Raw genomic sequence first — 23,808 nt, 5'->3', positions numbered from 1 at the left:
GGTTACCCGGGCCATTAACACTGCGTCGGCTTTGGGCTCGAGACGATGGGCAGTTGCAACGTACGCCTATAGAAAACGTCATCAGCCGGCTGAACGGCACGCCAATCTTGGTGGCGCTGTTGGATTTGCGCTTCAAATACGGGTACCGGTTCCTCAGCCGTCTCCTCACAAGAGATGACGTCCTATTCCTCAATTACGGGTACGAGGAGGATCCGCCGATGGCCCTGCCGCTGGCGGCCTCCGACGAGCCCGACCGGTTCCCCATCCAGCTCTATCACCGCACCGCGACCCAGGTGGATCTCACCGGCAAGGATGTGCTGGAAGTCAGTTGCGGCCACGGCGGTGGGGCCTCGTATCTGATGCGGACGCTGCACCCGGCGTCTTACACGGGCCTGGATCTCAATACGGTCGGCATAGCGTTCTGCCAAAAGAGGCACCGTCTGCCCGGCCTGAACTTCGTGCAGGGTAACGCCGAAAGCCTGCCCTTTCCCGAGGGGTCCTTCGACGCGGTGATCAATGTCGAAGCCGCGATCAATTACCGCGACGTGCGCCGGTTCTTCGCCGAAGTGAAACGCGTGCTGCGGCCGGGAGGGCATTTCCTGTACGCGGATATCCGCTACGCCGACGAGATCGCCTCCTGGGAAGCGGACCTCGCCGGCATCGCGATGCGCCGGATTTCAGCGACAACGATCAACGCGGAAGTCATGCGCGGGCTCGAGCAGAATCGGTTGTTCGACCAGATCACCCGGCGTCTGCCCAGCGTCCCATTCGTACGCGGCATCGCCGAGGACTATGCAGGGGGGCGCGGTTCGCTGATCTACCGGCGTCTGGAGAACGGCGAGGCTTCGTACCGGTTGTTCTGCTTTGCCAAGGACTGATCCGTCCGGGTCTTGAGACTTCGCGTCGGCGTCACCCCGTGTGAAGCCAACACTCCCTCGCGCCGTGCCCGACGGCCTATTCTTTGATCACCACAGCAAACGCAGGGGGCCGGATTGGCGGAGGTCGGATGACGGCCGTAGCGGCGTGCCACGCGTGTGGCACCGAGCTTCTCGAGAATGCGCGGTTCTGTCACGGGTGTGGTTCGCCGGTTGCCCAGCCCGCCGCGCATGCGGAGTACAAGCAGGTGTCGGTGCTGTTCGCCGACGTGGTGCACTCCATGGACATCGCCGCGGCCGTCGGTGCGGAGCGGTTGCGAGAAATCATGGCCGAGCTTGTCGACCGCTGCACCGACGTCGTGCAGCACTACCGGGGCACCCTGGACAACTTCACCGGTGACGGAATCATGGCGGTGTTCGGGGCGCCCGTAGCAATGGAGGACCACGCGGTTCGCGCCTGTCTGGCGGCCTTGGGGGTTCAGGAGGAGATCAAGGGGCTGGCGGGCGAGGTCCGACAGCGCGACGGTGTGGACCTGCAGTTGCGGGTGGGACTGAACTCCGGTCAGGTGATAGCGGGCGAAATCGGGTCCGGTCCGTTCCGCTACACCGCGATCGGCGAGCAAGTCGGGATGGCCCAACGGATGGAGTCTGTGGCACCGCCGGGTGGGGTGATGCTCAGCGAGTCGACCGCCCGGCTCGTCCAACACGCCACCGAGCTAGGCGATCCCGAGGAGGTGCGCTTCAAGGGCAGCGACGGCCCGGTGCTGGCCCGGCGTCTGCTGCGCATGACGGACGGGCACCGCCGAACCGGCCTGCCCCAAGGCGCATTGGTAGGGCGTGACCTCGAAGTGACAACGGCCGCAGGGCTTTTAGACCGATCGATGAGCGGGCGGGGATGTGTGGTCTGCGTTGCCGGGCCGCCGGGTATCGGCAAGACGCGACTCGCTGACGAAGTTGTCGCGATGGCCAGCCGGCGCGGTGTCGAAGTGTCCTCGGTGTACTGCGAGTCGCACACCAGCGATGTCCCCTTCCTGGTCGCGGCAGGACTGTTGCGCGAAGCCGCCCGGATCACCGAGCTCGACGACGAGGCGGCGCGAGCACAGGTGCGCGCGGGCCTCCCCGACGCCTCCGACGAGGACGTGCTGCTGCTCTATGACCTGATGGGCATTCGAGACCCCGAGACGCCGCCTCCCACGATCCATCCCGACGCGCGGCGGCGTCGGCTGACCGCATTGATCAACTCCCTGTCGCTGAACCGCACCCAACCGGTCCTCTACGTCATCGAGGACGCGCACTGGATCGATGAGGTCAGCGACTCGATGCTGGCCGAGTTCCTCACCGTCATCCCCCAGACGCCGTCGATGGTCCTGATCACCTATCGCCCCGACTATCACGGCGCTTTGGCGAGAGTCCCTGGCACCCAAACGATCTCGCTCGCCCCTTTGAGTGATTCGGAAACCGCTGCGCTGCTCGACGAGTTGTTGGGCTCGGATCCGTCGGTCTCCGGAATCAAAGCGCTCGTCGCCGAACGGGCCGGCGGGAACCCGTTTTATGCGCAGGAGATGATTCACGAGCTCGCCGAGCGCGGCGTGCTCGAGGGCGAGCGCGGCGAATTCACCTGCAGCACAGACGTGGCCGACGTCACCGTACCGGCCAGCCTGCAGGCAACCATCGCGGCGCGGATCGATCGGTTGGATCCGGATGCCAAGCAGACGCTGAACGCCGCCGCGGTGATCGGGTCGCGGTTCACCCCCGAGTTACTCGCTGCGGTGGGCAACGCCCCTGCCCTCGACGCACTGCTCAGCGCCGCGCTGATCGATCAGGTCCGGTTCACCCCGGGTGCCGAGTTCGCCTTCCGCCACCCGCTGATACGGGCGGTGGCCTATGAATCACAACTGAAATCCGATCGCGCGGAGATGCACGGGCGGCTCGCCGCCGCTATCGAGGCCCGCGAGCCGGAATCGGCCGACCAGAATGCCGCGCTGATCGCCGAACATCTGGAAGCCGCGGGTGACCTGCGGGGTGCCTACGGCTGGCACATGCGCGCGGCCAAGTGGGCGACGTACCGCGATATCGCCGCGGCGCGTCTGAGTTGGGAGAGCGCCACGACGATCGCCGACGCATTGACTGCCGATGACCCGGACCTGGCGGCCATGTGCATTGCTCCTCGCACCATGTTGTGCGGGATCGCCTGGCGGTTGCACGTCAACAACGTCGGCGACCGGTTCGACGAGTTGCGCAAGTTGTGCAGCGCCGCGGGCGACAAGCCGTCGCTGGCCATCGCGATGGCGGGGCTGGTCGTGGACCACGCCTTCCAGGACAGGGTGGGCGAGGCGTCACGGCTGGCCTCCGAAGCCATCGCCCTGATCGAGTCCATCGGCGATCCGACCCTGACCGTGGGGCTGTCCTTCACGCCGATCCGCGCGAAGATGGCAAGCGGCGAGTGGTCAGAGATGCTGCGTTTGTCCCAGCGGGTGATCGACCTGGCCGACGGCGATCCCGCGAAGGGCAATTTTCTTTTCGGGTCGCCCCTGGCGCTTGCCTACGCGCAGCGGGCGACCGCCCGCTACGCGCTGGGCCTTGCCGGCTGGCGAGACGATCAGCGGCGGGGCCTGGCGGTGGCCCACGGCGCCGACTCGCTGTCCTACGTCACGGTCGTCAGCTACGTGTACACGGCCGCGGTACCGGCCGGCGCGCTGCGGCCGGACGATTCCGTCGTCCGCGAGATCCAGGACGCGCTGGCGATCGCCGAACGGTCCGGCGACAACCTCCAGGTGGGTGTGGCATGGCTGACCTTAGGCCTTGCGCTGCTGCACCGCGATACGGATGCCGACCGGGATCGCGGGCAGCGGCTGTTGTTGGGGGTTCGCGACGTGTTCGTGCGCGGGGGCCACTTCTTGTGCGATCTACCGATGATCGATGTCTACGTGGCGCGTCAGGCGGCGCGCCGCGGGGAGCATGACGAAGCGATACCGCTGATGTCCGCCGCGGTCGACCACCTCGCCCGCGGGGGGCAGCTGCTGTCCTGGGGCATTCTGGCGACGGGGGTACTGGTGGAGACATTGCTGGACCGGGGAAGCGACCGTGACGTCGCCGACGCCGAGGCGGCAATCGAGCGGTTAGCCGCCGCACCGGCCGATGAGGGCCTGGCGATACGTGAAATCTGGCTGTACCGGATGCGCGCCCTCATGGCGCGGGCGCGAGGCGAGTCGGACGCCTACGCGTGTTTCCGAGATCGCTACCGCGACATGGCGAGGACGCTTGGCTTCGTAGGACACGCCGACTGGGCCGAGGCGATGCGGTAGGGCCGACCGCCGTCAGGGGCGCGGCTGCACGTCGACGCTGGGCGGGCGGGACTGCGGCTCTTGGGGCTTGGCGCGAACCGAGCGCCGCACCAGGCTGAACGCGACTGCGCCGCCGGCGAGGACCACAACGGCCGCTCCCGCGAACACCAACGGGCGCCTGGCCCGATGCTGTGCGCGCCGCGCGTCCTGCAGCGCCTGAGGCAGGTTCGAAACGACCTCCTGCGCGGCGGCCAGCTCCTGCGCAAGGGTTTCCTGGGCAGCGGCGAGTTCCTTGGCGAGGCGCCCCTCTTGATATTTGCGACGAATCTGCGCCGCGGTCGACTGCGCTGACTGGGCGCTCAGGCCGACGATCCCCCGGGTGACGTCCACCGGGCCCAGCGTCGAGTAGGTCAGCCCGCGAGCGAGTCGCTCGCGCGGGGTCAGCCGGGATTCCGCCTTCGCGCTCATCTGCCGCCTTTCTGCGCCGCCGGGCAAGCCCGTCGCGGGACCGGCTCGTGGGTACTCGAACAGACTGCCAGCATAGGGATGCCGGCGGAACTGTTCTGCGCGCGCCGCCTTTTCGGTCGTCGCCCGGCTCGGGGTGACACCGGGTGCGGGCATCCCGGCGCGGAGTGGCAGACTCTCATGCCGTGACCAACAGCCCCTTTCAGACCGCTACCGCCACGCTGCACACCAACCGCGGCGACATCAAAGTCGCTCTGTTCGGAAACCACGCACCCAAGACCGTCGCCAACTTCGTTGGCCTGGCCCAGGGCACCAAGGAGTACTCGACCCAGAACGCCTCGGGTGGCTCCTCCGGTCCGTTCTACGATGGCGCGGTCTTTCACCGGGTGATTCAGGGCTTCATGATCCAGGGCGGCGACCCGACCGGAACGGGTCGCGGCGGCCCGGGCTACAAGTTCGCCGACGAGTTCCACCCCGAACTGCAATTCGACAAGCCGTACCTGCTGGCGATGGCGAACGCGGGTCCGGGCACCAACGGCTCCCAGTTCTTCATCACGGTCGGCAAGACCCCGCACCTGAACCGCCGGCACACCATCTTCGGCGAAGTCACCGACCCGGAGTCGCAGCGGGTTGTCGAGGCGATCTCGACGACGTCCACCGACAGTAACGACCGCCCCACCGAGCCGGTCGTCATCGAGTCGATCACGATCTCCTAAGCCCGGCCCTTCCCGGTCCGCTCAACGCGGGTTTCGGCCCGCGTAACCGGCGGCCGTCAGCGCGTCGAGCACCTCGAGCGGGTCCGTCCCGAGGTCCCACCGAGAGAAGAGCACCAGGCTGTCGTCGGCCGTCTCGACCTCGAGCAGCCGCACCTTGCGTGCGTAGCGGCGGAACTCGGTGATCCGGATGATCTTGATGTCGGACGGCCGTAATAACTGCGTCCGGAACCATCCCCGGAGCGCCAAGCCGTCGGCGGTAATTGCCAGCTTGGGCCGCGCGCGCCACGTCGCGCCCGCAAACAAGATCAGACCCACCGCGGCAATCCCCGTCAGAATGCGCCCCGGCGCGTCTGTGACCACGGTCACAGACGCGATAGCCATCAGCAGCCCGGCAAGGCCACAACCAGCAATTCCGGGGACACGCGGCTCCCATTGTGTTTGCTGCATGCGCCGCTCAGGCCCTCCCACCACGGCCTATGGAGTTATCCACAGACGCTATCAACAGTGGGGATAAATCACACGCGTGTGATTGGGTGGCGGCAATGTTGCTGGCGCAGTAACGAGGCAACCCAAAAATGAATTCATTCGGCCGCTGGTCGTGCTCAGTGCCAGCGCATCGTCAGCAACAAACCGGTGATCATGAAAGCGAACGCGATGGCGTAGTTCCACGGCCCCAGTTGTGCCATCCAGTTGAGCGCGGCGGGCGCCTGACTCCCGACGGCCGCCAGCTGGAAGACCATCAGCCAGACCAATCCGATCAGCATGAGACCGACGAACAAGGCGACGAACCACACGCTCGACGGCCCGACCTTCACCTTCACCGGCGTGCGGCTGACCGCGCTGACGGTGAAGTCATTCTTCTTGCGGACCTTGGACTTGGGCATGATTACCTCAACAAGACGGTGAGCGGGACGGGGTGCAACGATAACGACCGCAGCTGCACGCACAGCTTGGCTACGAGACTAACCCACCTGGCACGGCGACCAGGAAATTGGAGAGCAGATGAGCGACGGAGGCCGGTCACCCTGGCGCTTCGGCGTCCCGGTGGTGTGCCTGCTGGCCGGATTGCTCCTGGCTGCCACGCACGGGGTGTCCGGCGGCGCCGAGATCCGCCGCAGCGACGCGCCCCGGTTGGTCGACCTGGTCCGGGAGGCCCAGGCCTCGGTGAATCACCTGAACGCCCAGCGCGACGAGCTGGCCGGCAAGATCGACGCCGCGCACGGCCGGTCCTCGGATCGGGCGTTGGCGGCAATGCTGCGCCGCTCGGCCGAGCTGGCCGCCGAGGCGGGGATGAACCCGGTGCACGGCCCGGGGCTGACCGTCACCCTGGAGGACGCGCCGCGCGACGCCAACGGCCGCTTCCCGCGGGATGCGTCCCCCGACGACCTGGTGGTGCATCAGCAGGACATCGAGGCGGTGCTCAACGCCTTGTGGAGCGCCGGCGCCGAGGCGATCCAGATGCAGGACCAGCGCATCATCGCCACCTCGGTGCCCCGCTGCGTCGGCAACACGCTGCTGCTCAACGGCCGGACCTACAGCCCGCCCTACACGATCACCGCGATCGGCAACGCGGCCACCATGCAGGCCGCCCTGGCCGCCGCTCCCCTGGTCACCCTGTACCGCCAGTACGTGGTCCGATTCGGGCTGGGCTACCGCGAAGAGGTCAAACCGGACGTGCAGATCGTCGGCCACACCGAGCCCGATCGGCTGCATTTCGCGCAGCCCATGGGAACCATCGGCTACTGATTTCGGCCGGACGGTAACCTGGCACGGTGCGGATCCTGGTCGTCGACAACTACGACAGCTTCGTGTTCAACCTGGTGCAGTACCTCGGCCAGCTGGGCGTCGAGGCCGAGGTGTGGCGCAACGACGACGCCAGACTCTCCGACGAGGCCGCCATCGCCCAGCGGTTCGACGGTGTGCTGCTCAGCCCCGGCCCGGGCACCCCGGAACGCGCGGGTGCGTCCATCGGACTGGTGAACGCGTGCGCCGCGGAGCGCACCCCGCTACTCGGAGTCTGCCTCGGCCACCAAGCCATCGGCGTCGCCTTCGGCGCGACCGTGGACCGGGCCCCCGAACTGCTGCACGGCAAGACCAGCAGCGTCTTTCACACCAACGCCGGTGTGCTGCAAGGACTTCCAGATCCCTTCACGGCGACCCGCTACCACTCGCTGACCATACTTCCGGAGTCGCTTCCGCCGGTGCTGGAGGTGACGGCCCGTACCCGCGGCGGCGTCATCATGGGTGTGCGCCACCGGGAGTTGCCGATCCACGGGGTCCAGTTCCATCCCGAGTCGATCCTGACCGAGGGCGGCCACCGCATGCTGGCCAACTGGCTGGCCTACTGCGGATGGGCCCGCAACGACACGCTGGTGCGCCGGCTCGAGAACGAGGTCCGGGCGGCGGTGCAGCCCTATCTCCCGGCCGATCCCGCGGCTACTGGCCGAACTTCAGCGTGATGATCCCGTCCCGGTTGCAGCCGGTGCCGGCCGGCGGGTTCTGATAGACCACCCGGTGCGACTGGGAGCCGCCCGCGTCGACGTCCGGGCCCTTGTCCAGCACGCCGGTCCAGCCCAGCGCCCGTAACCGCGGCTCGGCGTCCGTCCAGAACATGCCGCTCAGGTCGGGCATCACGAACTGGTTGCCCTTGGACACCTGCAGTTCGATCACCGAATCCACCGGAACTGTCTGACCTTTGGGCGGATTGGTGCCGATCACCTCGCCGGCGGGACGGGTGCTGTCCACCTGTGCCTGGGTGACCTTGGTGAAGCCATAGACCGTGAGGTTCTTCTGTGCGACGTCGACGGTCTGACCGGCGACGTCCGGCACCTGCTTGGTCTCGGGGCCGGAGCCGACGATGACGGTGATCACGTTGGTGATCGCGGACGTCTGGTTGGCCGGCGGGTTGGTGCCGATCACCTTGCCCAGCAACTCGGGACTCGACGGAGAATTGGCCTGCTTGAATTTGCTGAATCCCGCGGCTTTGAGCTTGCTGACCGCGTCGGAGTAGCTCAGCGAGGAGACATCGGGCACCTCGCGCTGCTCGGGACCCGTCGAAACGTTGATCGTGATCTCGTCGCCGGCGCCGACCGACGCGTTCGCGCCGGGATCGGTGCTGATGACATGGTCGGGCGGGATCGTAGAGTCGGGCTTCTGCAAGGTACGCGTTTTGAAGCCGCGATTCTGCAGCGCGGCAATCGCGTCGGCGGACACTTGGCCCCGCATGTCGGGGACCTGGACATCGCGGGTGGTGCCGCCGAAGGTGTTGAAGGCGATGACGACGACGATCGTCAGCACCGCCAGCGCGGCGACCGCGACGATCCACCGGCCGACCCCCCCGCCGTCGCCGTCGTCGACGCGTCGAAGGGGTTGCCGGGGCAGCGGATCGGTGCGCGGCCCGGGCTGGTTGGCGCCGGAGGCGATCAGGCCGCTGCGGTCGGCGTCGGTGAGCACCTTGGGCGCCTCGGGCGGTTCGCCGTTGTGCACCCGCACCAGGTCTGCGCGCATCTCGGCCGCGGTCTGGTAGCGGTTGTCCGGGTTCTTGGCCAACGCCTTGAGCACGACCGCGTCGAGGTCGGCAGAGATGCCCTCGTGCCGCTGCGACGGCGGAATCGGGTCCTCGCGCACGTGCTGGTACGCGACCGCGACGGGCGAGTCCCCGGTGAAAGGCGGTTCGCCGGTGAGGATTTCGTAGAGCACACAGCCCAGCGAGTAGACGTCGGACCGGGCATCGACGCTGTCGCCGCGGGCCTGTTCGGGCGAGAGGTACTGCGCCGTCCCGATCACCGCCGCGGTCTGGGTGACGCTGTTGCCGCTGTCCGCGATCGCCCGCGCGATGCCGAAGTCCATCACCTTGACCGCGTTGGTGTTGCTGATCATGATGTTGGCCGGCTTGACGTCGCGGTGGATGATGCCGTTTTGGTGGCTGAAGTTCAGCGCCTGGCACGCGTCGGCAATGATCTCGATCGCCCGGCGAGGGGGTAACGGGCCGTCGGTGTGCACGATGTCGCGCAGGGTGACGCCGTCGACGTACTCCATGACGATGTAGGGCAGCGGACCCGTCGGGGTCTCCGCCTCGCCGGTGTCGTACACCGCGACGATGGACGGGTGGTTGAGCGCGGCGGCGTTCTGGGCCTCGCGACGGAACCGGAGATAGAAGCTGGGATCGCGGGCCAGGTCGGCGCGCAGCACTTTGACCGCTACATCGCGGTGTAACCGGACGTCGCGGGCCAGGTGAACCTCGGACATACCCCCGAAGCCGAGGATTTCGCCCAGTTCATAGCGGTCAGACAGGTGCTGAGGGGTGGTCATCGTGGTATCTCGTGTCGGGCCGGTGACGCGCTGGGCGTCAGTGGTTCAACCCGCCCGTATTCGGCCGGCCCTCGTTGCAGTCCAGAATTACCTATCGTCCCGCGATCCGTCCAATTCAGCCGCAGCACGGGGCCGGACGCGGCACCGCTCGGGGTGTTGGTGGCCGGCGGCGCCGGCGGAGTCCCGGTGTCGGTGACCGTCGGCGGCGGCGGTGCCTGCTGGGTATCGGCGCGGGAATTGATGACGATGAGCACCGCGATGATGATCGCCAGCGCCCCCAGCACTCCGGCGGCCCACAACAACGCGCGCTGGCCCGACGAGAAGGTGCGCCGGGCCGGGGGTGGCCGATGGCCCCCGGTGGCGGGCCGGGATCGGCGCGGCGCCGCGGCCCGGGTGCTGGACACAGCGGCCGCCCTGGTGGTCGGGCTCGACGGAATGGCCGCCGGCGACGCCCGCCCGGGCGGGGGCGACTGGCTGGGGCGCGGCGCCCGGCGGCCGGCCCGCACCGCCGCAACGGCGTCGGCGAACGGCCCGCCGCTGCGGTAGCGCATCGCCGGGTTCTTGACCAGCGTGATCTCGATCAGCTCGCGCACGTTGGGCGGCAGCTCCGCGGGCAGCGGCGGCGGGGGCTCCTTGATGTGCTTCATCGCCACTGTCAGGGCACCGTCACCGGTGAACGGCCGCTTCCCCGAGACGACCTCGTAGCCGACGACTCCCAGCGAGTACACGTCGCTGGCGGGAGTCGCGTCATGACCCAGGGCCTGCTCGGGGGCGATGTACTGGGCGGTTCCCATCACCATCCCCGTCTGCGTGACGGGCGCCGCGTCGACGGCCTTGGCGATACCGAAGTCGGTGATCTTCACCTGGCCCGTCGGCGTGATCAGGATGTTTCCCGGCTTGACGTCGCGGTGCACCAGACCGGCCGCGTGCGCGACCTGCAGCGCACGACCGGTCTGTTCGAGCATGTCCAGCGCGTGCCGCAACGACAGCCGGCCGGTGCGCTTGAGCACCGAGTTCAGCGGCTCGCCGTTGACCAGCTCCATCACCAGGTAGGCGGTGCGGCCCTCCCCGTCCAGCTGGCTCTCGCCATAGTCGTGGACCTGGGCGATGCCGGGGTGGTTGAGCATCGCGGTGGTGCGCGCCTCGGCGCGGAACCGCTCGATGAATTCCGGATCCTGGGAGAACTCCTGCTTGAGCACCTTGACCGCCACGCGCCGGCCGAGCCGACTGTCCACCGCCTCCCACACTTGGCCCATGCCGCCGGTGGCGATCAGGCGCTGCAGGCGGTATCTGCCAGACAGCGTCACACCAACTCGCGGGCTCATGGTCCTCCCTGTAGCGCGGCTTGGATCACAGCCCGTCCGATCGGCGCGGCGAGTGCACCTCCCGTCGCGGACAGGCGGTCGCCGCCATTCTCCACCAACACTGCCACGGCGACTCTCGGCGTCTGCGCGGGCGCGAAGGCGATGTACCACGCGTGCGGCGGCGTATTACGCGGATCGGTGCCATGCTCTGCGGTACCAGTCTTCGATGCGATCTGCACGCCGGGAATGGCCCCTTTCTGCTGTGCGACCTTCTCGGCGCCGACCATCAGCTCTGTTAGCTTAGCGGCGACCTGGGGCGACACCGCGCGGCGCTGCTGATAGGGAACGGTGGTGCTGATGTTGGCCAAATCGGGCCCTTTGAGGCTGTCGATCAGGTAAGGCTGCAGCTGTACCCCGCCGTTCGCGATGGTCGCGGCGATCTCGGCGTTCTCCAGCGGTGTCAGCGCGACATCCTTCTGGCCGATGCTGGACATGCCCAGGGCGGCGGCGTCCGGGATGATTCCGACGGTCGATTCGGCGACCTGCAGCGGGATGACGCTCGGCGTGGAGTCCAGGCCGAACGCGCGCGCCATGCTGCGCAACGCGTCGGCGCCGGTGTGCATGCCGAGTTGCACGAAGGCGGTGTTGCACGACAGGGCGAACGCTTGCTTGAGCGACACCGTGGCCTCGCTGCCGCAGGGCTGGCCGCCATAGTTCTCCAACGTCGCGGTGCTGTCGGGCAGAGCGATTGACGGAGCGGCGGTGAGCTGTTCGGCGTCGGTCGCCCCGGCCTCAAGCGCCGCCGCGGTGGTGACGACTTTGAAAGTGGAACCGGGCGGATAGGTCTCCGAGATGGCGCGGTTGGTCAGCGGGTTGTCGGGGTCGTCGCGCAGCCGCTGCCATGCTTGCGCCTGCACTTGAGGATCGTGCGACGCGAGCAGGTTGGGGTCATACGACGGCGATGACACCATGGCCAGGATCTTGCCGGTGGACGGTTCGAGGGCGACCACGGCGCCCTTGCACGGCGGCCCGCCGCAGCCCTGCTGCATTGCGTCCCACCCCGCTTGCTGGACCCGCGGCCGGATTGTGGTGTCGACGTTGCCGCCCCGGGGGTCGCGGCCGGTGAAGAAATCGGCCAGGCGGCGGCCGAACAGCCGCTCGTCGGATCCGTTCAGCAGCGCATCCTCGGCGCGCTCCAAGCCGGTGCTCGAATAACGCAGGGAGTAGAAGCCGGTGATCGGCGCGTACACCGACGGGTTGGGATACACCCGCAGGAAGCGGAACCGGCTGTCGGTGGCCACCGAGTAGGCCAGCAGTTGGCCGCCGGCGATGATCTGCCCGCGTTGGCGCGAGTACTCGTCCAGCAGCACGCGCTGATTGCGCGGGTCGGCGCGCAGCGAGTCGGCGGCGAACACCTGCGTCATGGTGGCGTTGAGCAGCAACAGAACGATCAACGCCATGACGGTGACCGAGATGCGGCGCAGAGAGGTGTTCATACCTTCTCGATCACCTCGGTCTTGGCCGCCGCGATCGGGGAATCCTTGCGGTCGCGTCCGCGCAGGGGGTGGCGGGCGCTGTTGGAGATGCGAGCCAGGATCGCCAGCAGTATGTAGTTCGCCAGGAGCGACGATCCGCCGTAGGACATCCACGGTGTGGTCAGGCCCGTCAGCGGGATGAGTTGGGTGACGCCGCCGACGACGATGAACAGCTGGATGGCCAGGGTGGAGGCGAGGCCCGCGGCCAGTAACTTGCCGAAGCTGTCTCGCGTCGCGATCGCGGTGCGCATGCCGCGGATGATGACGATGGTGTAGAGCATCAAGATGCTGGCGAGCCCGACGAGCCCGAGCTCTTCACCGAATGCGGCGATGATGAAGTCGGTCGACGCGGCCGGCACGGTGTCCGGCTGACCGTTGCCGAGCCCGGTGCCGAAGATTCCACCCGTGGCGAAGCTGAACAGCGACTGCACGATCTGGTAGCCGTTGCCGTCGGGGTCGGAAAACGGGTCCCACCACATCTGCACGCGGACCCGGACGTGGGCGAAGATGAAGTAGGCGATGACGCTGCCCACTGCGAACAGCACCAGGCCGATCAGCACCCAGCTGATCCGTTGCGTCGCAAGGTAAACCACCACCAGGAACGACGCGTAAAGCAACAACGAGGTGCCGAGGTCCTTCTCGAAGACCATCACACCGATCGAGGCCACCCAGGCGCCCAGCAGCGGCGCGAGGTCTCGCGGGCGCGGCAGGGTTAGACCCATGAAATGCTTTCCTACGCTGGTGAATAGCCCCCGCTTGGCGATCAACACGGCGGAAAAGAAGATCAGCAACAGGATTTTGGAGAATTCGGCGGGCTGAATGGAAAAGCCGGGGAGGCGGATCCAGATCTTTGCGCCGTTCTGTTCGGACAGCGAAGCCGGCAGCAGCGCGGGAATCACCAACAGCACCAGGCCGGTGATGCCGCATATATAGCCGTAGCGAGCCAACTGTCGATGGTCTTTGAGAAACGTGACCACGAGCGCGAACGTGACCACGCCGACCACCGTCCACATCAACTGCTGGGTGGCGCTGGGATGATTGCGGCCGCTTGTCTGGCTGTTGACGAGGTCGAGCCGATGGATCATCACTAGCCCAAGTCCATTGAGCAGAGCCACAATTGGCAACAGCAGCGGATCGGTATATGGGGCGAACCGTCTGATGGCCAGGTGCGCGGAGCCGAACACGAGCAGGAATATCAGCCCGTAGCTGATGACGTTCCAGCGCAAGACACGGTCCTGGTTTGCCTCGACGATCAATAACGCCGCGACGGTGATCGCTGCGGCGAAGCACAGCAGCAGCAGCTCGGCGTTGCGACGGGTGGGCAGCGGAGGCGTGACCGCGACGGGCGGCTGGAGTTGGGTCGTCATGCCACCGTCCGGCAGTCGATGCCCGGTTGAAGTGGAGGCGCTGGAAGCGCGGTGACCGTCTGAGATGTGGTCGTGGGGCCCGCCTGCGACGAGGGCGCGGGGCCGCTTGTGGCACTGGTAGGAGCTGGGGTGCTGGAGCCGGGAGGGGCGGTGGTCGGTGGCGTGGTCGGTGCTGGAGATGTCGCGACACTGGACTCGGGGGTGCCGCTCCCGGGGGCCGGCTGCCCCGGCGGTGACGTGGCGCGCGGGGACGGGCAGGTGGGCAGCAGGTATTCGGCGAGCAGTTGACGCAGCTGTGACTCGGCTTGATCCAGGCTGCCGCCCGGCAGTCCGGTCTGAACCTGGACCTGGCCGGGACGGCGCAAGTCCCGCAACGTCATCAGCTGACAGTTCGAGTGGTCGGATTGGCCGTAGCTGATCAGGGAGAGTTCGTTGCGCGCGGTCAGGCAGCCCACCAGGTACGGCTGCTGCAGGGGCACGCCGAGCAAGGACCCTTGGATTCCGCGGACGATCGAAACTTTGCCGTCGTACTCGGTGACGTAATAGTTGCGCTGAATCACCCACCATCCGATGGCCAGTCCGGAAAGGGCGAACAGCACCGCCAGCGTCACCACGAAGAACATCCGCCGACGGGGCCACCGCGGCCGGCTCGGCGTTTCCGGTTGCGGCGCAACCCGTTTCGCTGCCTCTTCGCGCGGTCTGATCGCCGAGGCGCGGCCCGCGGAGGTGTTGGGCAACGTCATCTGGTCGTCGTCCCCGGAAACAGCTCCAGCCAGGATCGGCTGGGTCTGGCCGTAGTCGTAGTCGACGACGTCGGCCACCACCACGGTCACGTTGTCCGGCCCGCCGCCGCGCAGCGCCAACTCGATGAGGCGGTAGGCGGCTTCGGCGACGTCGGGAATCTGCAGCGCCTCGAGGATGGTCTCGTCGCTTACCGGGTCGCTGAGCCCGTCGGAGCAGAGCAGGTAGCGGTCACCGGCGCGCGCCTCGCGCATGGTCAACGTGGGCTCGACCTCATGACCGGTCAGCGCGCGCATGATCAGCGACCGCTGCGGGTGGCTGTGCGCCTCTTCCCGGGTGATCCGCCCTTCGTCGACCAGGGTTTGGACGAACGTGTCGTCCTTGGTGATCTGCGTCAGTTCGCCGTCACGCAGCAGATAGCCGCGCGAGTCGCCGATGTGCACCAACCCGATTCGGTCGCCCGCGAACAATATTGCGGTGAGCGTGGTGCCCATCCCCTCGAGCTCGGGCTCGGCCTCCACTTGCGCCGCGATGGCCGCGTTGCCCGAGCGCACCGCGGCGTCGAGCTTGGCCAGCAGGTCGCCGCCGGGCTCATCGTCGTCGAGGTGGGCCAGTGCGGCGATCACCAACTGGGAGGCCACCTCGCCGGCGGCGTGACCGCCCATCCCGTCGGCCAGCGCGAGGAGCCGCGCGCCGGCGTATACGGAGTCTTCGTTGTTGGAGCGCACCAGGCCGCGGTCGCTGCGCGCGGCATATCGCAGGACCAGGGTCACGGGCGCAACTCGATCGCCGTTTTGCCGATCCGAATCGGCGTCCCTATCGGAACTCGTACCGCAGTCGTCACCTTTGCCCTGTCAAGGTAAGTGCCGTTGGTCGATCCTAGATCCTCGACGTACCATTCCGAACCGCGCTGCGATAGGCGGGCGTGCCGCGTCGAGGCGTAATCGTCGGTCAGCACGAGCGTCGAGTCGTCAGCTCTTCCGATCAACACCGGCTGCCCGCTGAGTGTGATGCGCGCCCCCGCCAACGCGCCCTCGGTGACCACCAGGTAGCGCGCCGCGTGCCTGCGTTGCCGCGAGGGCAGCAGGGTGCTGCGCAGCGCCAAGCCGCGGCGCACCATGACGGCCCCGGTGGGCGCGTAGATATCGGTCCGCAGAATTCGCAACACGGACCAGATGAATACCCATAACAACATTAGAAATCCGGCGCGCGTCAGCTGCAGTACGAGTCCCTGCATCTGGCGTCCTTTCCGTCCTGGCCCCGAAATCCAGCGTCCCCCTGGCGCCCGTGACCCCGAGCACATCGGCAACGTCACGATACTTGGACGGCGGTCGACGCGGGGCGAAGCACGGCAGCGTTGAGCCCAGCGGGTTTAGTGGATCCGGACGATGATCTCCGAATGACCCAGGCGGATCACGTCGCCGTCCGCCAACTGCCATTCCTGAACCGGCGCGTTGTTGACGGTGGTGCCGTTGGTGGAGTTCAAGTCCGACAGGAGCGCCACCTGCCCGTCCCAGCGGATCTCGAGGTGACGCCGGGAGACGCCGGTGTCGGGCAACCGGAACTGCGCGTCTTGTCCACGGCCCACGATGTTGGAACCCTCACGCAGCTGGTAGGTGCGGCCGCTGCCGTCGTCGAGCTGCAGGGTGACCGTCGTTCCGGCCGCGCCGTAACCGCCGGCGCCGTAAGCGCCGTAACCGCCGGCCTGCTGGCCGTAGTCCGCCGGCTGCCCGTAGTCGGCGGGCTGGCCGTACTCGCTCGGCTGGGCGTACTCGGCTTGCTGGCCGTACTCGTAGTCGCGGTGGGCGGTCTCGGGGTATCCGCCGGCCTGACCGGGGTATCCCCCGGCCGGCACGTTCTCGGCATACTGCGTGTAGTCGCCGGCCCCGTACTCCTGCCGGCCGTAGCCGCCGCCCTGTTGGTAGCCCTGCTCGTAGCCGCCGCCTTGCTCATAGCCGGCGCCTTGCTCATAGCCGGCGCCCTGCTCCGGATAGGCCTGCCGCTGCTCGGGCGGAGCGTAGCCCTCGTCTTGGCGGGCCGGCCCGCGGCCGTAATCGCCGTAGCCGCCATAACCCTGCTGGCCTCCCCCGGGCGGCGGGGCGTAGCCGCCGCCCTGACGGTAGCCCTGGTCGTAGCCTTGGCCGCCGTATCCCGTGGGCGCGGGAGGACGCTGCTCATACTGCGGTGGGGGCCCGCCCTGAGCTTGGTCGGGATAGCCGCCGCCGGGGCCTTGGTAGCCGCGCTGGTCGGGGTAGCCCCCTTGATCTTGGTAGCCGCGCTGGTCGGGATAGCCGCCGCCGGGGCCTTGGTAGCCGCGCTGATCGGGGTAGCCGCCCTGACCTTGGTAGCCGCCCTGCTCCGGATAGCCGCCCTGCTCGGGGTGGCGTGGCGGCGGGTAGCCCTGCTGCGGCGGGTAGCCGCCCTGCTCGGGCGGGTACCCCGCGCGCGGGTCAGGGCCGCCCTGCGGCTGGTCACCGGCGCGCGCGTCGTCCTGCGGGCGCGCGTAGCGCTCGTCGTAGTACTCGTCGCCAGGCCGCCCCGGCCCCGGAGGGCGGTAGCTCGAATCGTCAGTCATTGGTGCTACTCCTCGTTCTGCGCCGAACGCACTATTTGATTGTGGCGGGACGGGATCGTGGACCGTCGGGCGGGGCTGCACATCGGGATTGACAGCACCGCGGGCGCGGTACTGCCCGGTACGCAAATCCGACGACCGCTCGAACCGGACGACCACATCACCATACGTTTCCCACCCCTGTTCATGGATGTAGTCGACCAAGTACCTACCGAAAGCACCCGACGTGAGATCAGGGTCGGCGCCCACCTTCTCGAAGTCGTGCCTACCGAGGGTAATGATGTATTCGTTGGGGGCCAAAAGCCGATTGCCGTGGAGTTTCTGGACGCCGTCGCGGGCTTCGCGGCGCAGGAGCGCCTCGACTTCCTGCGGAACGATCGATCCGCCGAAGACGCGGGCGAACGCGTTGTCGACGGTGGCCTCGAGCTTGCGCTCGATCCGCGCGGCCAACCCTCGTTGGCTACTCATGCTCCGCCGTTCGCATGCACTTGCCGCAGCATGCCGCTGGCGCGCGGCAAACGATTCGGCGCGTGTCCCTCACCCCAGCATGTTATCGGGACAGCGCGACGGCGCGGCACCGTCGAAACTCTGAGAACTTGGTCGGCCCTGCTCAGACGCGTTGTCTCCCAGCGCCCCACGGCGTCCGGGCCCGACCAGGCGGGTTGGGGGACGCGGCCATTAGAGTGGTATGGTCCATCGGTTGTTTTTCCGGGCGAGTGGCGGAATGGCAGACGCGCTGGCTTCAGGTGCCAGTGTCCTTCGGGACGTGGGGGTTCAAGTCCCCCTTCGCCCACATTTGAGCGGTTCTCCGAACCGATGCGCTGAGGTCACGGACTCGAGGAGTTCGTGGCCTTCGTGTTTTCCGCCATGTTGTGCCGAGCCCTGCGCGCTTGGCCGCGGCAGTGAATTGACGTCTGCTATCGCGTTAGTAGCGTAATTGCCAGCTCAGGAGGGGTGGCAATGGTCGTCGCGGCGTGTGGCGCTGCGCAGCTACGGGTGATGCGATGCAGCTGCGCTACATAAGCATTGCGGCGCTGATCGCCGAGGCCGGCGGTGATCCGTGGGCAATCAACCGAAGCTTGCAAGCCGGCAGGCCCGGGGAGATCTCCTCGCTCGCCGAGGCCTTCCACCGAGCGGGCCGATGCACCGACGAGGCCCAGCACGCCTTCGAGCAAGCGCGCAACCGCTTCGACGCCGCATGGAATCGCCAGGGCGGCGGCGGCAATCCGATCACCGACTCCGCCGATGTGCAACGGGTGACGCAGTCGCTTGGTGCCCAGTCGCTTCAGCTGCCCAAGATCGGCGTCGACCTGGAAAGTATCGCGGCCTCCTTAGCCGAGGCGCAGAAGGCCGCGGCGGGACAGATCGCGACCCTCGAGAACCAGTTGCAAACACTCGACGACTTGATCGGGCAGGCCGTCGCAATGGAACGATCCGGCAACCTGAGCGCGGAGGACCGGCACACCCTCGATGCCCTCATCCGCAATTGCGAGAGGGATGCCATCGATGACACCAAAGCCGCACTGGCACAGCTCAATTCGATACGGAATGGCTACTCCGATGGCTTGCGGAACTCACTGACCAACCTACGAATCGAGGGCTACGATCCGGCTCGCCTTCACGATCTCGACGCCGACGGCTCACCGAAGCCAACCGAGGCCCAGCTGCAGGCGCTGGCCGACCTGCGCCGGATCACCGACCAGGCGGTGGTGGATCAAATGGGCAAGGTGCGTGCCGCGCAGGATGCCCTGAACAAGGCGATGGCCGACCTCTATACCCACGGCCCGGGGTCGCCCGAGGGCGAGGCCGCGAGCGGGAGGCTGCCCAAGCTCAAGGAGGACCTCGCTCACGCGCTCGACGACCTGGGCAAGATCCCCGACTACAGGGACGTCGACCCCGCGTCGATCACGATCGCTCCCGACGGTCATTTCATGTTCACCCACACCGTGGATGGACAGCCGGTGCAGGTCTACGGGCAACTCAAGGACGGCACGGGTGAGTTCTTCGATCAGGCCATGGGCACGTCCTACGCCTTCAGCGGTGGCAAGTTGACCGGCATGCGCACGCTGGATCCCGGGAAGGTGGTAGCCACCCCTGAGCCGTTGTGGAGCGCGATCACCACCGCGGTCGGCGGCGGCGCTGTGCTGAAGGCGGGCGGTCAGGTGGCCTGGCAGGGGCTGAAGACGCTTTTCACTCGCGAAGCGATTGAGGGCGTGACCGGCGAAAATGTTTTTCCTCGCGCATTGGTCGGTGCGGAGGAGCGCGCGGCAAGTGCCGAAGAGGACCTGAGCCCGCATGGCTCGCCAACTTCCGGCGTGAGCGGGGAACCGGTGCCGGGCACCCACCCCGGTCCCGCGCCCGTGGTGGAGCATACGCCGCACCCGGGGGGTGGTGGCGGAGGTGAGCTTCCGCCCGATGCCGGACCTCCGGCGGGACCGCATGTGCCGGTAGCACCGGACGGTGCCCCACCGGTCGTGATCGACCCAGCCCACCCGGAGTTCACCCTCCACAACCCCCTCGACTACATGACGCCGGAGTTGCGGGCGCTGTCTGAGCAACACCTGACCGGGAGCGGTGAAACCGTGCTCGGCCCGTTCAAGCCCTCGACAGGGGGACCTTCCTACATCGAGGTGGCGGAACAACGCGGAGCCAGCTACTTCGATATCGGGGATGCATGGGATGCAGCCACCGACGTCCAGCGGCTGGCCGCGAATCAACATGTACTCGACGTCGCAATCGCAAATGGCGATAAGATCACGTTGTCGGTCCCGTTCTATCGCGTTGGCCCCGATACTTTCACGGCTGCAGAAGTACGCTATCTCGAGGCACATGGATATCAGCGGGCGGGCGAAAATGTACTTCTACCGCCGATTGAAGGAGGCCGGTAAAGTGAAAACACTGCTGCAGTTCTATCTGCAATACCTGAGCTTCCTCTACTTGGACCCGCGTTATCACATCACCGATTCAACGACATCCGGAAATCCAACCATCAATGCATCATTGACCATGACCGGGCCACTGCTCATTTGGCATATCTCTAATGATCGAGGTCAAATTGGCTTTACCTTCGCACCGACCAAGCTAGCCGCACAACCCGACAACTGGTTCCGCGCATCGCTTATTCGACAGTACCTGGATGGCTACGATGAGACAAACACTGTATCTCCGGAGGCGATGGTGGGGTGGATTCGGGATAACGCGGAGCGAATAGAGGACCTTTTTGACGATGCGAGGGCCGCTCAATCCTGTGAAGCACTTCTCAACCTCGCAAAATCGCTTGCAAACAAGTATTTCGGCGCCGCCGGAGAGTAGGCGAAGGACATCGGAAAGTTGAAGATGTTCCAATATGCGCGTAACTCGCCGAAACGTGGCCCGGCGGATTTTTCTCGCCTGACGGAACGATGGTACCGGTTCGCCAAATGGCTAGGAGGCGATCCGGTATCGGTTTCGACCAATTGTGCAGACTGCGCGATCTTATTCGCTACCGCCGATTCTTCCCTACACCTCCGTCAGAGTGGCCGCTGGTGGATAGTCGATACCGTCGACGACCGTGGGCATAGGCGTAATGACACTGCAAGGTTCTCAACCTTCGACCTGGCTGAAAAGTACCTGATATGGGACTGGATGAGCATCGCCTACACACCTATCGGCAAGCCGAGTCTTTGGCCGCGGCTGTATTCACGAGGTTTCAACCCGCATGTGAAATCGATCGCTCTAACCAACGGTAGAGTCGAATTGCGCTCCGAGGACGGCCGTGCGCTTCTGACGGAGCCGGACGCAAAGATTTTCAGTCATCTCATGCTGGAATCCCTGGCCGAAATCGAGCGGATCATCACCACAGGAGTGGAGTAGTCCGATACGGCACCAATCCATGGCGTTCTTGGCCCATGGTTCATCTGCCCTAAGAATTCACCCACCGCAAAATATCCGGCGTCACGGCGTCGGTGATGTCGTCGTACTCGGGGTGCTTCTTGAGCACGGTGCCGATCATCGAGCACACGGGAACTATGCGCTTGCCCTCGCCGCGCGCCTCGTTGAGCGCCTCTTCGACGAGGATGGTTGCCAGGCCGCGTCCGCCATACGCCGGGTCGATTTCGGTGTGGTAGAAGACGCGCTGGTCGCCGCGGTCGGCGAAGTCGGCGAGGCCGACCTGCTTGCCTTCCACGGCAATGGTGTATCGCCCCTCCTCGAGGCTGACGGTCGTCTCTGCCCCGGTCTTATCGGTGGCCATTTGTGTCTTCCTTTCGTTGCGGTATCGGTCGAGGCCGCAGCCGAGTGGTCGGCAGCGGCGGGGCGGGCAGTCGGGTGAGCGAACCCCGGTAGCCGTTGACGGCGCCAAAGCGTTCGTCGCCGGCCTCCCACAGTTGGCGGTAAGCCACGATCTCGTCGTGGCTTCGTCCCACGAAGTTCCACCACATCACCAGTTCTTCGGCGAACGGTGTCCCGCCGAGCAGTAATACCCGCGCGGGCCGCTCCCCCTCGTTGCCAAGCCGCAACGACGAGCGGCCGGGTCTGAGGTAGGCCAGTTCGGCGACAGTCAGAGCGGCTTCCTCCACTTGGACCGCACCCGAATCGCAGAGCACGCCATGCTCGAAAGCCGGATCGACGTCGAGGTCCAGGTGAGTTCCGGCGTCGAGATCGAGCTGGGCTCCCAGCAAGGGAGTGAAGGTGGGCACCGGGCTTCGGCTGCCTGCGAGGTCCCCGAGGAACACGCGAGCCGTCCCGCCCCGGAGCGGTACGGGTTTGGGGGCATAGTGATCGAAGCCCCGGTCGGTGTCGCGATCGCAATCGGGCAGCGCCACCCAGAGCTGGACACCGTGCAAGGCCGCCGCCGACGAAACCGATACCTCCGAGTGGCAGATACCGGCACCGGCGGTCATGAGATTCAACTCGCCGGGACGTACAGCCGCGTACACGCCGGCGCTGTCGTTGTGCTCCACTTCCCCACTGAACAACCAGCTGACGGTTTGTAGTCCGGTGTGCGGATGCGGGGGGACGTCCATGCGCGCGGACGCCGGGCCGTAATGGTCGATGAAGCACCAGGCGCCGATCAGCGAGCGCTGCCGTTGTGGCAGCGAGCGTCGTACGCGCATCGCCCGGGGTCCGCCCAACGGCACCTCGCGGGGGCGCAGCACCTCGGTGCCCGCGCTCGGTGCTGCAGCGCAGGCAACTTCGATCGGCGCCGGCTCGAGGTTGCTCATCGTCCACACCGACCGTACCCATACTCGCTACTTACGTGGGGGTCGGAGCACCTTCATCGCCAGCCGCATGACGGGCTCGGGCACCCGGTCCTGCATCGACAACGCGGTGTCGGCGGCGCGGGAGCGCAGCGGAGTGCCTCGACCGAAGACGCGGTTCAAAGGTCCGCCGGACGGTTCGAGCACCACGTGCAGCGGCGGAGTGCCGACGCTGGCTCCCAGCGCATTGGCGATGACCATACGCTGGATCTCACTGGTGCCCTCAAAGATGGTGTATAGCTTGGCATCCCGATACCACTTCTCCACCGGGTGATCGGTGATGTAGCCCCAGCCGCCCATGGTCTGAATGGCGCGTTCGGTGGCCTTGACAGCCACCTCGCTGGCGGCCATTTTCGACATCGACCCCTCCCCGCGTTCGAAGGGCACGTTGTTGGCGGCCATCCACGACGCTCGCCAGGTCAGCAACCGCGCCGCGTCGATCTGGGTGGCCAGCTCCGCCAGCGGGAAGGCGATGCCCTGGTTGTCGATGATCGGCGCGCCGAATGCCTCCCGCTCGGTGGCGTATGCCGTCGCGTACTCCAGCGCAGCGCGCGCGATGCCGATAGCCTGCGCGGCGACCATCGGGCGGGTCTGTTCGAAGGTGCCCAGTGTGGCGGAGCCCGACCGCTTGCCGCCCGCCACGACCTCGCGAGCCTTGGCGAGCTTGTGCTCCAGCTTCTCTTCTCCGCCAAGCAGATTGGCGCCGGGGACGCGGACGCCCTCGAACAGCAACTCGGCGGTGTGGGACGCGCGACAGCCCAGCTTGTCCAATTTACGAACGAGCTTGAGCCCGGGCGTTCCACCGGGCACGACGAACAGCGCCTGCCCGCGATGACCGAGTTCCTCGTCGACGACTGCGTTGACCACGTGCACGTCGGCGATTCCGCCGTTGCCGATCCACATCTTGTGGCCATCGATGATCCAGTCGTCACCGTCGCGGCGAGCGTGGGTACGTAGATTCCGCACGTCGCTGCCGCCCTCGGGCTCCGAGATGGCCAGCGCCGCCAACTTGAGATCGCCTGGGGTTCCGAAGCATTCGGGTGCCCACTCCAACATCTGTTCCGGTGACGCTGCCTGGCCGATCGCCGACAAGGCCAACGCCGGCATCACGATTGCCAGCCCGATCCCGGCGCAACCCCAGAACAGCTCCTCCATGAACATCGGCAACGACAGGCCGGTCGGGTCGCCGATCAGATCGCGGTAAAACAGCGGGCTGTAGAAGCCGCGCTGGGCCGCCTCCTCCAAGACCGGCCACGGGAACTCTTGCCGTTGGTCGTAGTGGAGCGCCACGGGCCGGATCACGTCTTCGGCGAACTCGTGGGCCCGCCGGGCCAGGTCGTGCTGTGCTGCGGTCGGGGTCAGGTCGAACGTCATGGATCCCGCCTTCGGGTCGACAGACTC

21 protein-coding genes and 1 tRNA gene are annotated in these 23,808 nt (G+C 66.8%); 9 read left to right on the top strand and 13 right to left on the bottom strand.

Annotated elements, in window-relative coordinates:
- The first annotated feature begins 53 nt into the window (after nucleotides 1-53).
- On the top strand, nucleotides 54-878 hold the full coding sequence (locus A5704_RS20135; protein WP_369807430.1) for a phthiotriol/phenolphthiotriol dimycocerosates methyltransferase: 825 nt from the start codon (nucleotides 54-56) through the stop codon (nucleotides 876-878).
- Between the two features lie 128 nt (nucleotides 879-1,006).
- On the top strand, nucleotides 1,007-4,180 hold the full coding sequence (locus A5704_RS20130; RefSeq protein WP_067756263.1) for an adenylate/guanylate cyclase domain-containing protein: 3,174 nt from the start codon (nucleotides 1,007-1,009) through the stop codon (nucleotides 4,178-4,180).
- 12 nt (nucleotides 4,181-4,192) lie between these two features.
- Here the strand turns inward: A5704_RS20130 and cwsA are convergent, their stop codons facing one another.
- Nucleotides 4,193-4,627: a cell wall synthesis protein CwsA gene (cwsA, locus tag A5704_RS20125; RefSeq protein ID WP_067756260.1), complete on the bottom strand. Its 435-nt coding sequence runs from the start codon at nucleotides 4,625-4,627 to the stop codon at nucleotides 4,193-4,195.
- A gap of 164 nt (nucleotides 4,628-4,791) precedes the next feature.
- Here cwsA and A5704_RS20120 point away from each other — a divergent pair, with 164 nt between their 5' ends.
- Entirely contained in the window at nucleotides 4,792-5,340 is a 549-nt protein-coding gene (locus A5704_RS20120) for a peptidylprolyl isomerase (RefSeq protein ID WP_067756256.1), read from the top strand.
- Nucleotides 5,341-5,361: 21 nt separating this feature from the next.
- Here the strand turns inward: A5704_RS20120 and A5704_RS20115 are convergent, their stop codons facing one another.
- Together A5704_RS20115 and crgA are read right to left on the bottom strand one after the other, a co-directional pair.
- Nucleotides 5,362-5,787 carry a PH domain-containing protein gene (locus A5704_RS20115; RefSeq protein ID WP_067756360.1) on the bottom strand — a complete coding sequence of 142 codons (426 nt, stop codon included), beginning with the start codon at nucleotides 5,785-5,787 and terminating at the stop codon, nucleotides 5,362-5,364.
- Between the two features lie 155 nt (nucleotides 5,788-5,942).
- Nucleotides 5,943-6,224 carry a cell division protein CrgA gene (crgA, locus tag A5704_RS20110; RefSeq protein ID WP_067756253.1) on the bottom strand — a complete coding sequence of 94 codons (282 nt, stop codon included), beginning with the start codon at nucleotides 6,222-6,224 and terminating at the stop codon, nucleotides 5,943-5,945.
- A 118-nt stretch (nucleotides 6,225-6,342) separates the two neighbouring features.
- Between crgA and A5704_RS20105 the strand changes: the two genes are divergently transcribed.
- Both A5704_RS20105 and A5704_RS20100 read left to right on the top strand, forming a co-directional pair.
- Nucleotides 6,343-7,086 (top strand): DUF881 domain-containing protein, encoded by a 744-nt coding sequence (locus tag A5704_RS20105; RefSeq protein ID WP_067756250.1) that lies wholly within the window; start codon nucleotides 6,343-6,345, stop codon nucleotides 7,084-7,086.
- Nucleotides 7,087-7,112: 26 nt separating this feature from the next.
- Nucleotides 7,113-7,799, top strand: a complete 687-nt coding sequence (locus A5704_RS20100; RefSeq protein ID WP_067756248.1) for an aminodeoxychorismate/anthranilate synthase component II — start codon at nucleotides 7,113-7,115, stop codon at nucleotides 7,797-7,799.
- On the opposite strand, the gene pknB is transcribed toward A5704_RS20100, so the two are convergent.
- The 7 genes from pknB to A5704_RS20065 form a co-directional block, all read right to left on the bottom strand.
- Complete coding sequence (gene pknB / locus A5704_RS20095; RefSeq protein WP_067890664.1) at nucleotides 7,777-9,651, bottom strand: Stk1 family PASTA domain-containing Ser/Thr kinase; 1,875 nt, start codon at nucleotides 9,649-9,651, stop codon at nucleotides 7,777-7,779. The genes A5704_RS20100 and pknB overlap by 23 nt on opposite strands.
- The gene (locus A5704_RS20090; protein WP_067890662.1) at nucleotides 9,648-10,976 is read right to left on the bottom strand and encodes a serine/threonine-protein kinase; all 1,329 of its coding nucleotides are present in this window, start codon (nucleotides 10,974-10,976) and stop codon (nucleotides 9,648-9,650) included. The genes pknB and A5704_RS20090 overlap by 4 nt, the downstream gene beginning before the upstream one ends.
- On the bottom strand, nucleotides 10,973-12,451 hold the full coding sequence (pbpA, locus tag A5704_RS20085) for a D,D-transpeptidase PbpA (protein ID WP_067779087.1): 1,479 nt from the start codon (nucleotides 12,449-12,451) through the stop codon (nucleotides 10,973-10,975). The genes A5704_RS20090 and pbpA overlap by 4 nt, the downstream gene beginning before the upstream one ends.
- Entirely contained in the window at nucleotides 12,448-13,857 is a 1,410-nt protein-coding gene (locus tag A5704_RS20080; RefSeq protein WP_067756239.1) for an FtsW/RodA/SpoVE family cell cycle protein, read from the bottom strand. The genes pbpA and A5704_RS20080 overlap by 4 nt, the downstream gene beginning before the upstream one ends.
- Nucleotides 13,854-15,371, bottom strand: a complete 1,518-nt coding sequence (locus tag A5704_RS20075) for a PP2C family serine/threonine-protein phosphatase (protein WP_067779084.1) — start codon at nucleotides 15,369-15,371, stop codon at nucleotides 13,854-13,856. The genes A5704_RS20080 and A5704_RS20075 overlap by 4 nt, the downstream gene beginning before the upstream one ends.
- Complete coding sequence (locus tag A5704_RS20070; protein ID WP_046183038.1) at nucleotides 15,368-15,835, bottom strand: FHA domain-containing protein; 468 nt, start codon at nucleotides 15,833-15,835, stop codon at nucleotides 15,368-15,370. The genes A5704_RS20075 and A5704_RS20070 overlap by 4 nt, the downstream gene beginning before the upstream one ends.
- Nucleotides 15,836-15,970: 135 nt before the next feature.
- Nucleotides 15,971-17,638, bottom strand: a complete 1,668-nt coding sequence (locus tag A5704_RS20065; protein ID WP_067756233.1) for a DUF3662 and FHA domain-containing protein — start codon at nucleotides 17,636-17,638, stop codon at nucleotides 15,971-15,973.
- Between the two features lie 242 nt (nucleotides 17,639-17,880).
- Between A5704_RS20065 and A5704_RS20060 the strand changes: the two genes are divergently transcribed.
- The 4 genes from A5704_RS20060 (at nucleotide 17,881) to A5704_RS28485 (ending at nucleotide 21,022) form a co-directional block, all read left to right on the top strand.
- Nucleotides 17,881-17,963 (top strand) — tRNA-Leu (locus A5704_RS20060).
- Between the two features lie 211 nt (nucleotides 17,964-18,174).
- A complete protein-coding gene (locus tag A5704_RS20055; RefSeq protein ID WP_067890660.1) occupies nucleotides 18,175-20,058 on the top strand; it encodes a hypothetical protein in 1,884 nt (627 codons plus the stop codon).
- A 1-nt stretch (nucleotide 20,059) separates the two neighbouring features.
- Nucleotides 20,060-20,482, top strand: coding sequence for a hypothetical protein (locus tag A5704_RS27885; RefSeq protein WP_082954913.1), 423 nt, complete (start codon nucleotides 20,060-20,062; stop codon nucleotides 20,480-20,482).
- 18 nt (nucleotides 20,483-20,500) lie between these two features.
- Entirely contained in the window at nucleotides 20,501-21,022 is a 522-nt protein-coding gene (locus tag A5704_RS28485; RefSeq protein WP_156737715.1) for a hypothetical protein, read from the top strand.
- A 49-nt stretch (nucleotides 21,023-21,071) separates the two neighbouring features.
- Here the strand turns inward: A5704_RS28485 and A5704_RS20050 are convergent, their stop codons facing one another.
- Genes A5704_RS20050 through A5704_RS20040 form a run of 3 tightly spaced genes read right to left on the bottom strand, consistent with a single transcriptional unit; the run spans nucleotide 21,072 to nucleotide 23,781 of the window.
- Complete coding sequence (locus A5704_RS20050) at nucleotides 21,072-21,401, bottom strand: GNAT family N-acetyltransferase (protein ID WP_067756226.1); 330 nt, start codon at nucleotides 21,399-21,401, stop codon at nucleotides 21,072-21,074.
- Complete coding sequence (locus tag A5704_RS20045; protein WP_067890657.1) at nucleotides 21,388-22,371, bottom strand: pirin family protein; 984 nt, start codon at nucleotides 22,369-22,371, stop codon at nucleotides 21,388-21,390. Before A5704_RS20045 ends, A5704_RS20050 begins: the two co-directional genes overlap by 14 nt.
- Before the next feature lie 27 nt (nucleotides 22,372-22,398).
- Entirely contained in the window at nucleotides 22,399-23,781 is a 1,383-nt protein-coding gene (locus A5704_RS20040; protein ID WP_067756220.1) for an acyl-CoA dehydrogenase family protein, read from the bottom strand.
- Nucleotides 23,782-23,808: the final 27 nt, after the last annotated feature.

Origin of the sequence: Mycobacterium sp. E735 (assembly GCF_001666955.1) — a bacterium.
Classification (GTDB): domain Bacteria; phylum Actinomycetota; class Actinomycetes; order Mycobacteriales; family Mycobacteriaceae; genus Mycobacterium.
Note: the sequence above shows the minus strand (reverse complement) of the source record. Positions and strands in the feature narration are given on the sequence as shown.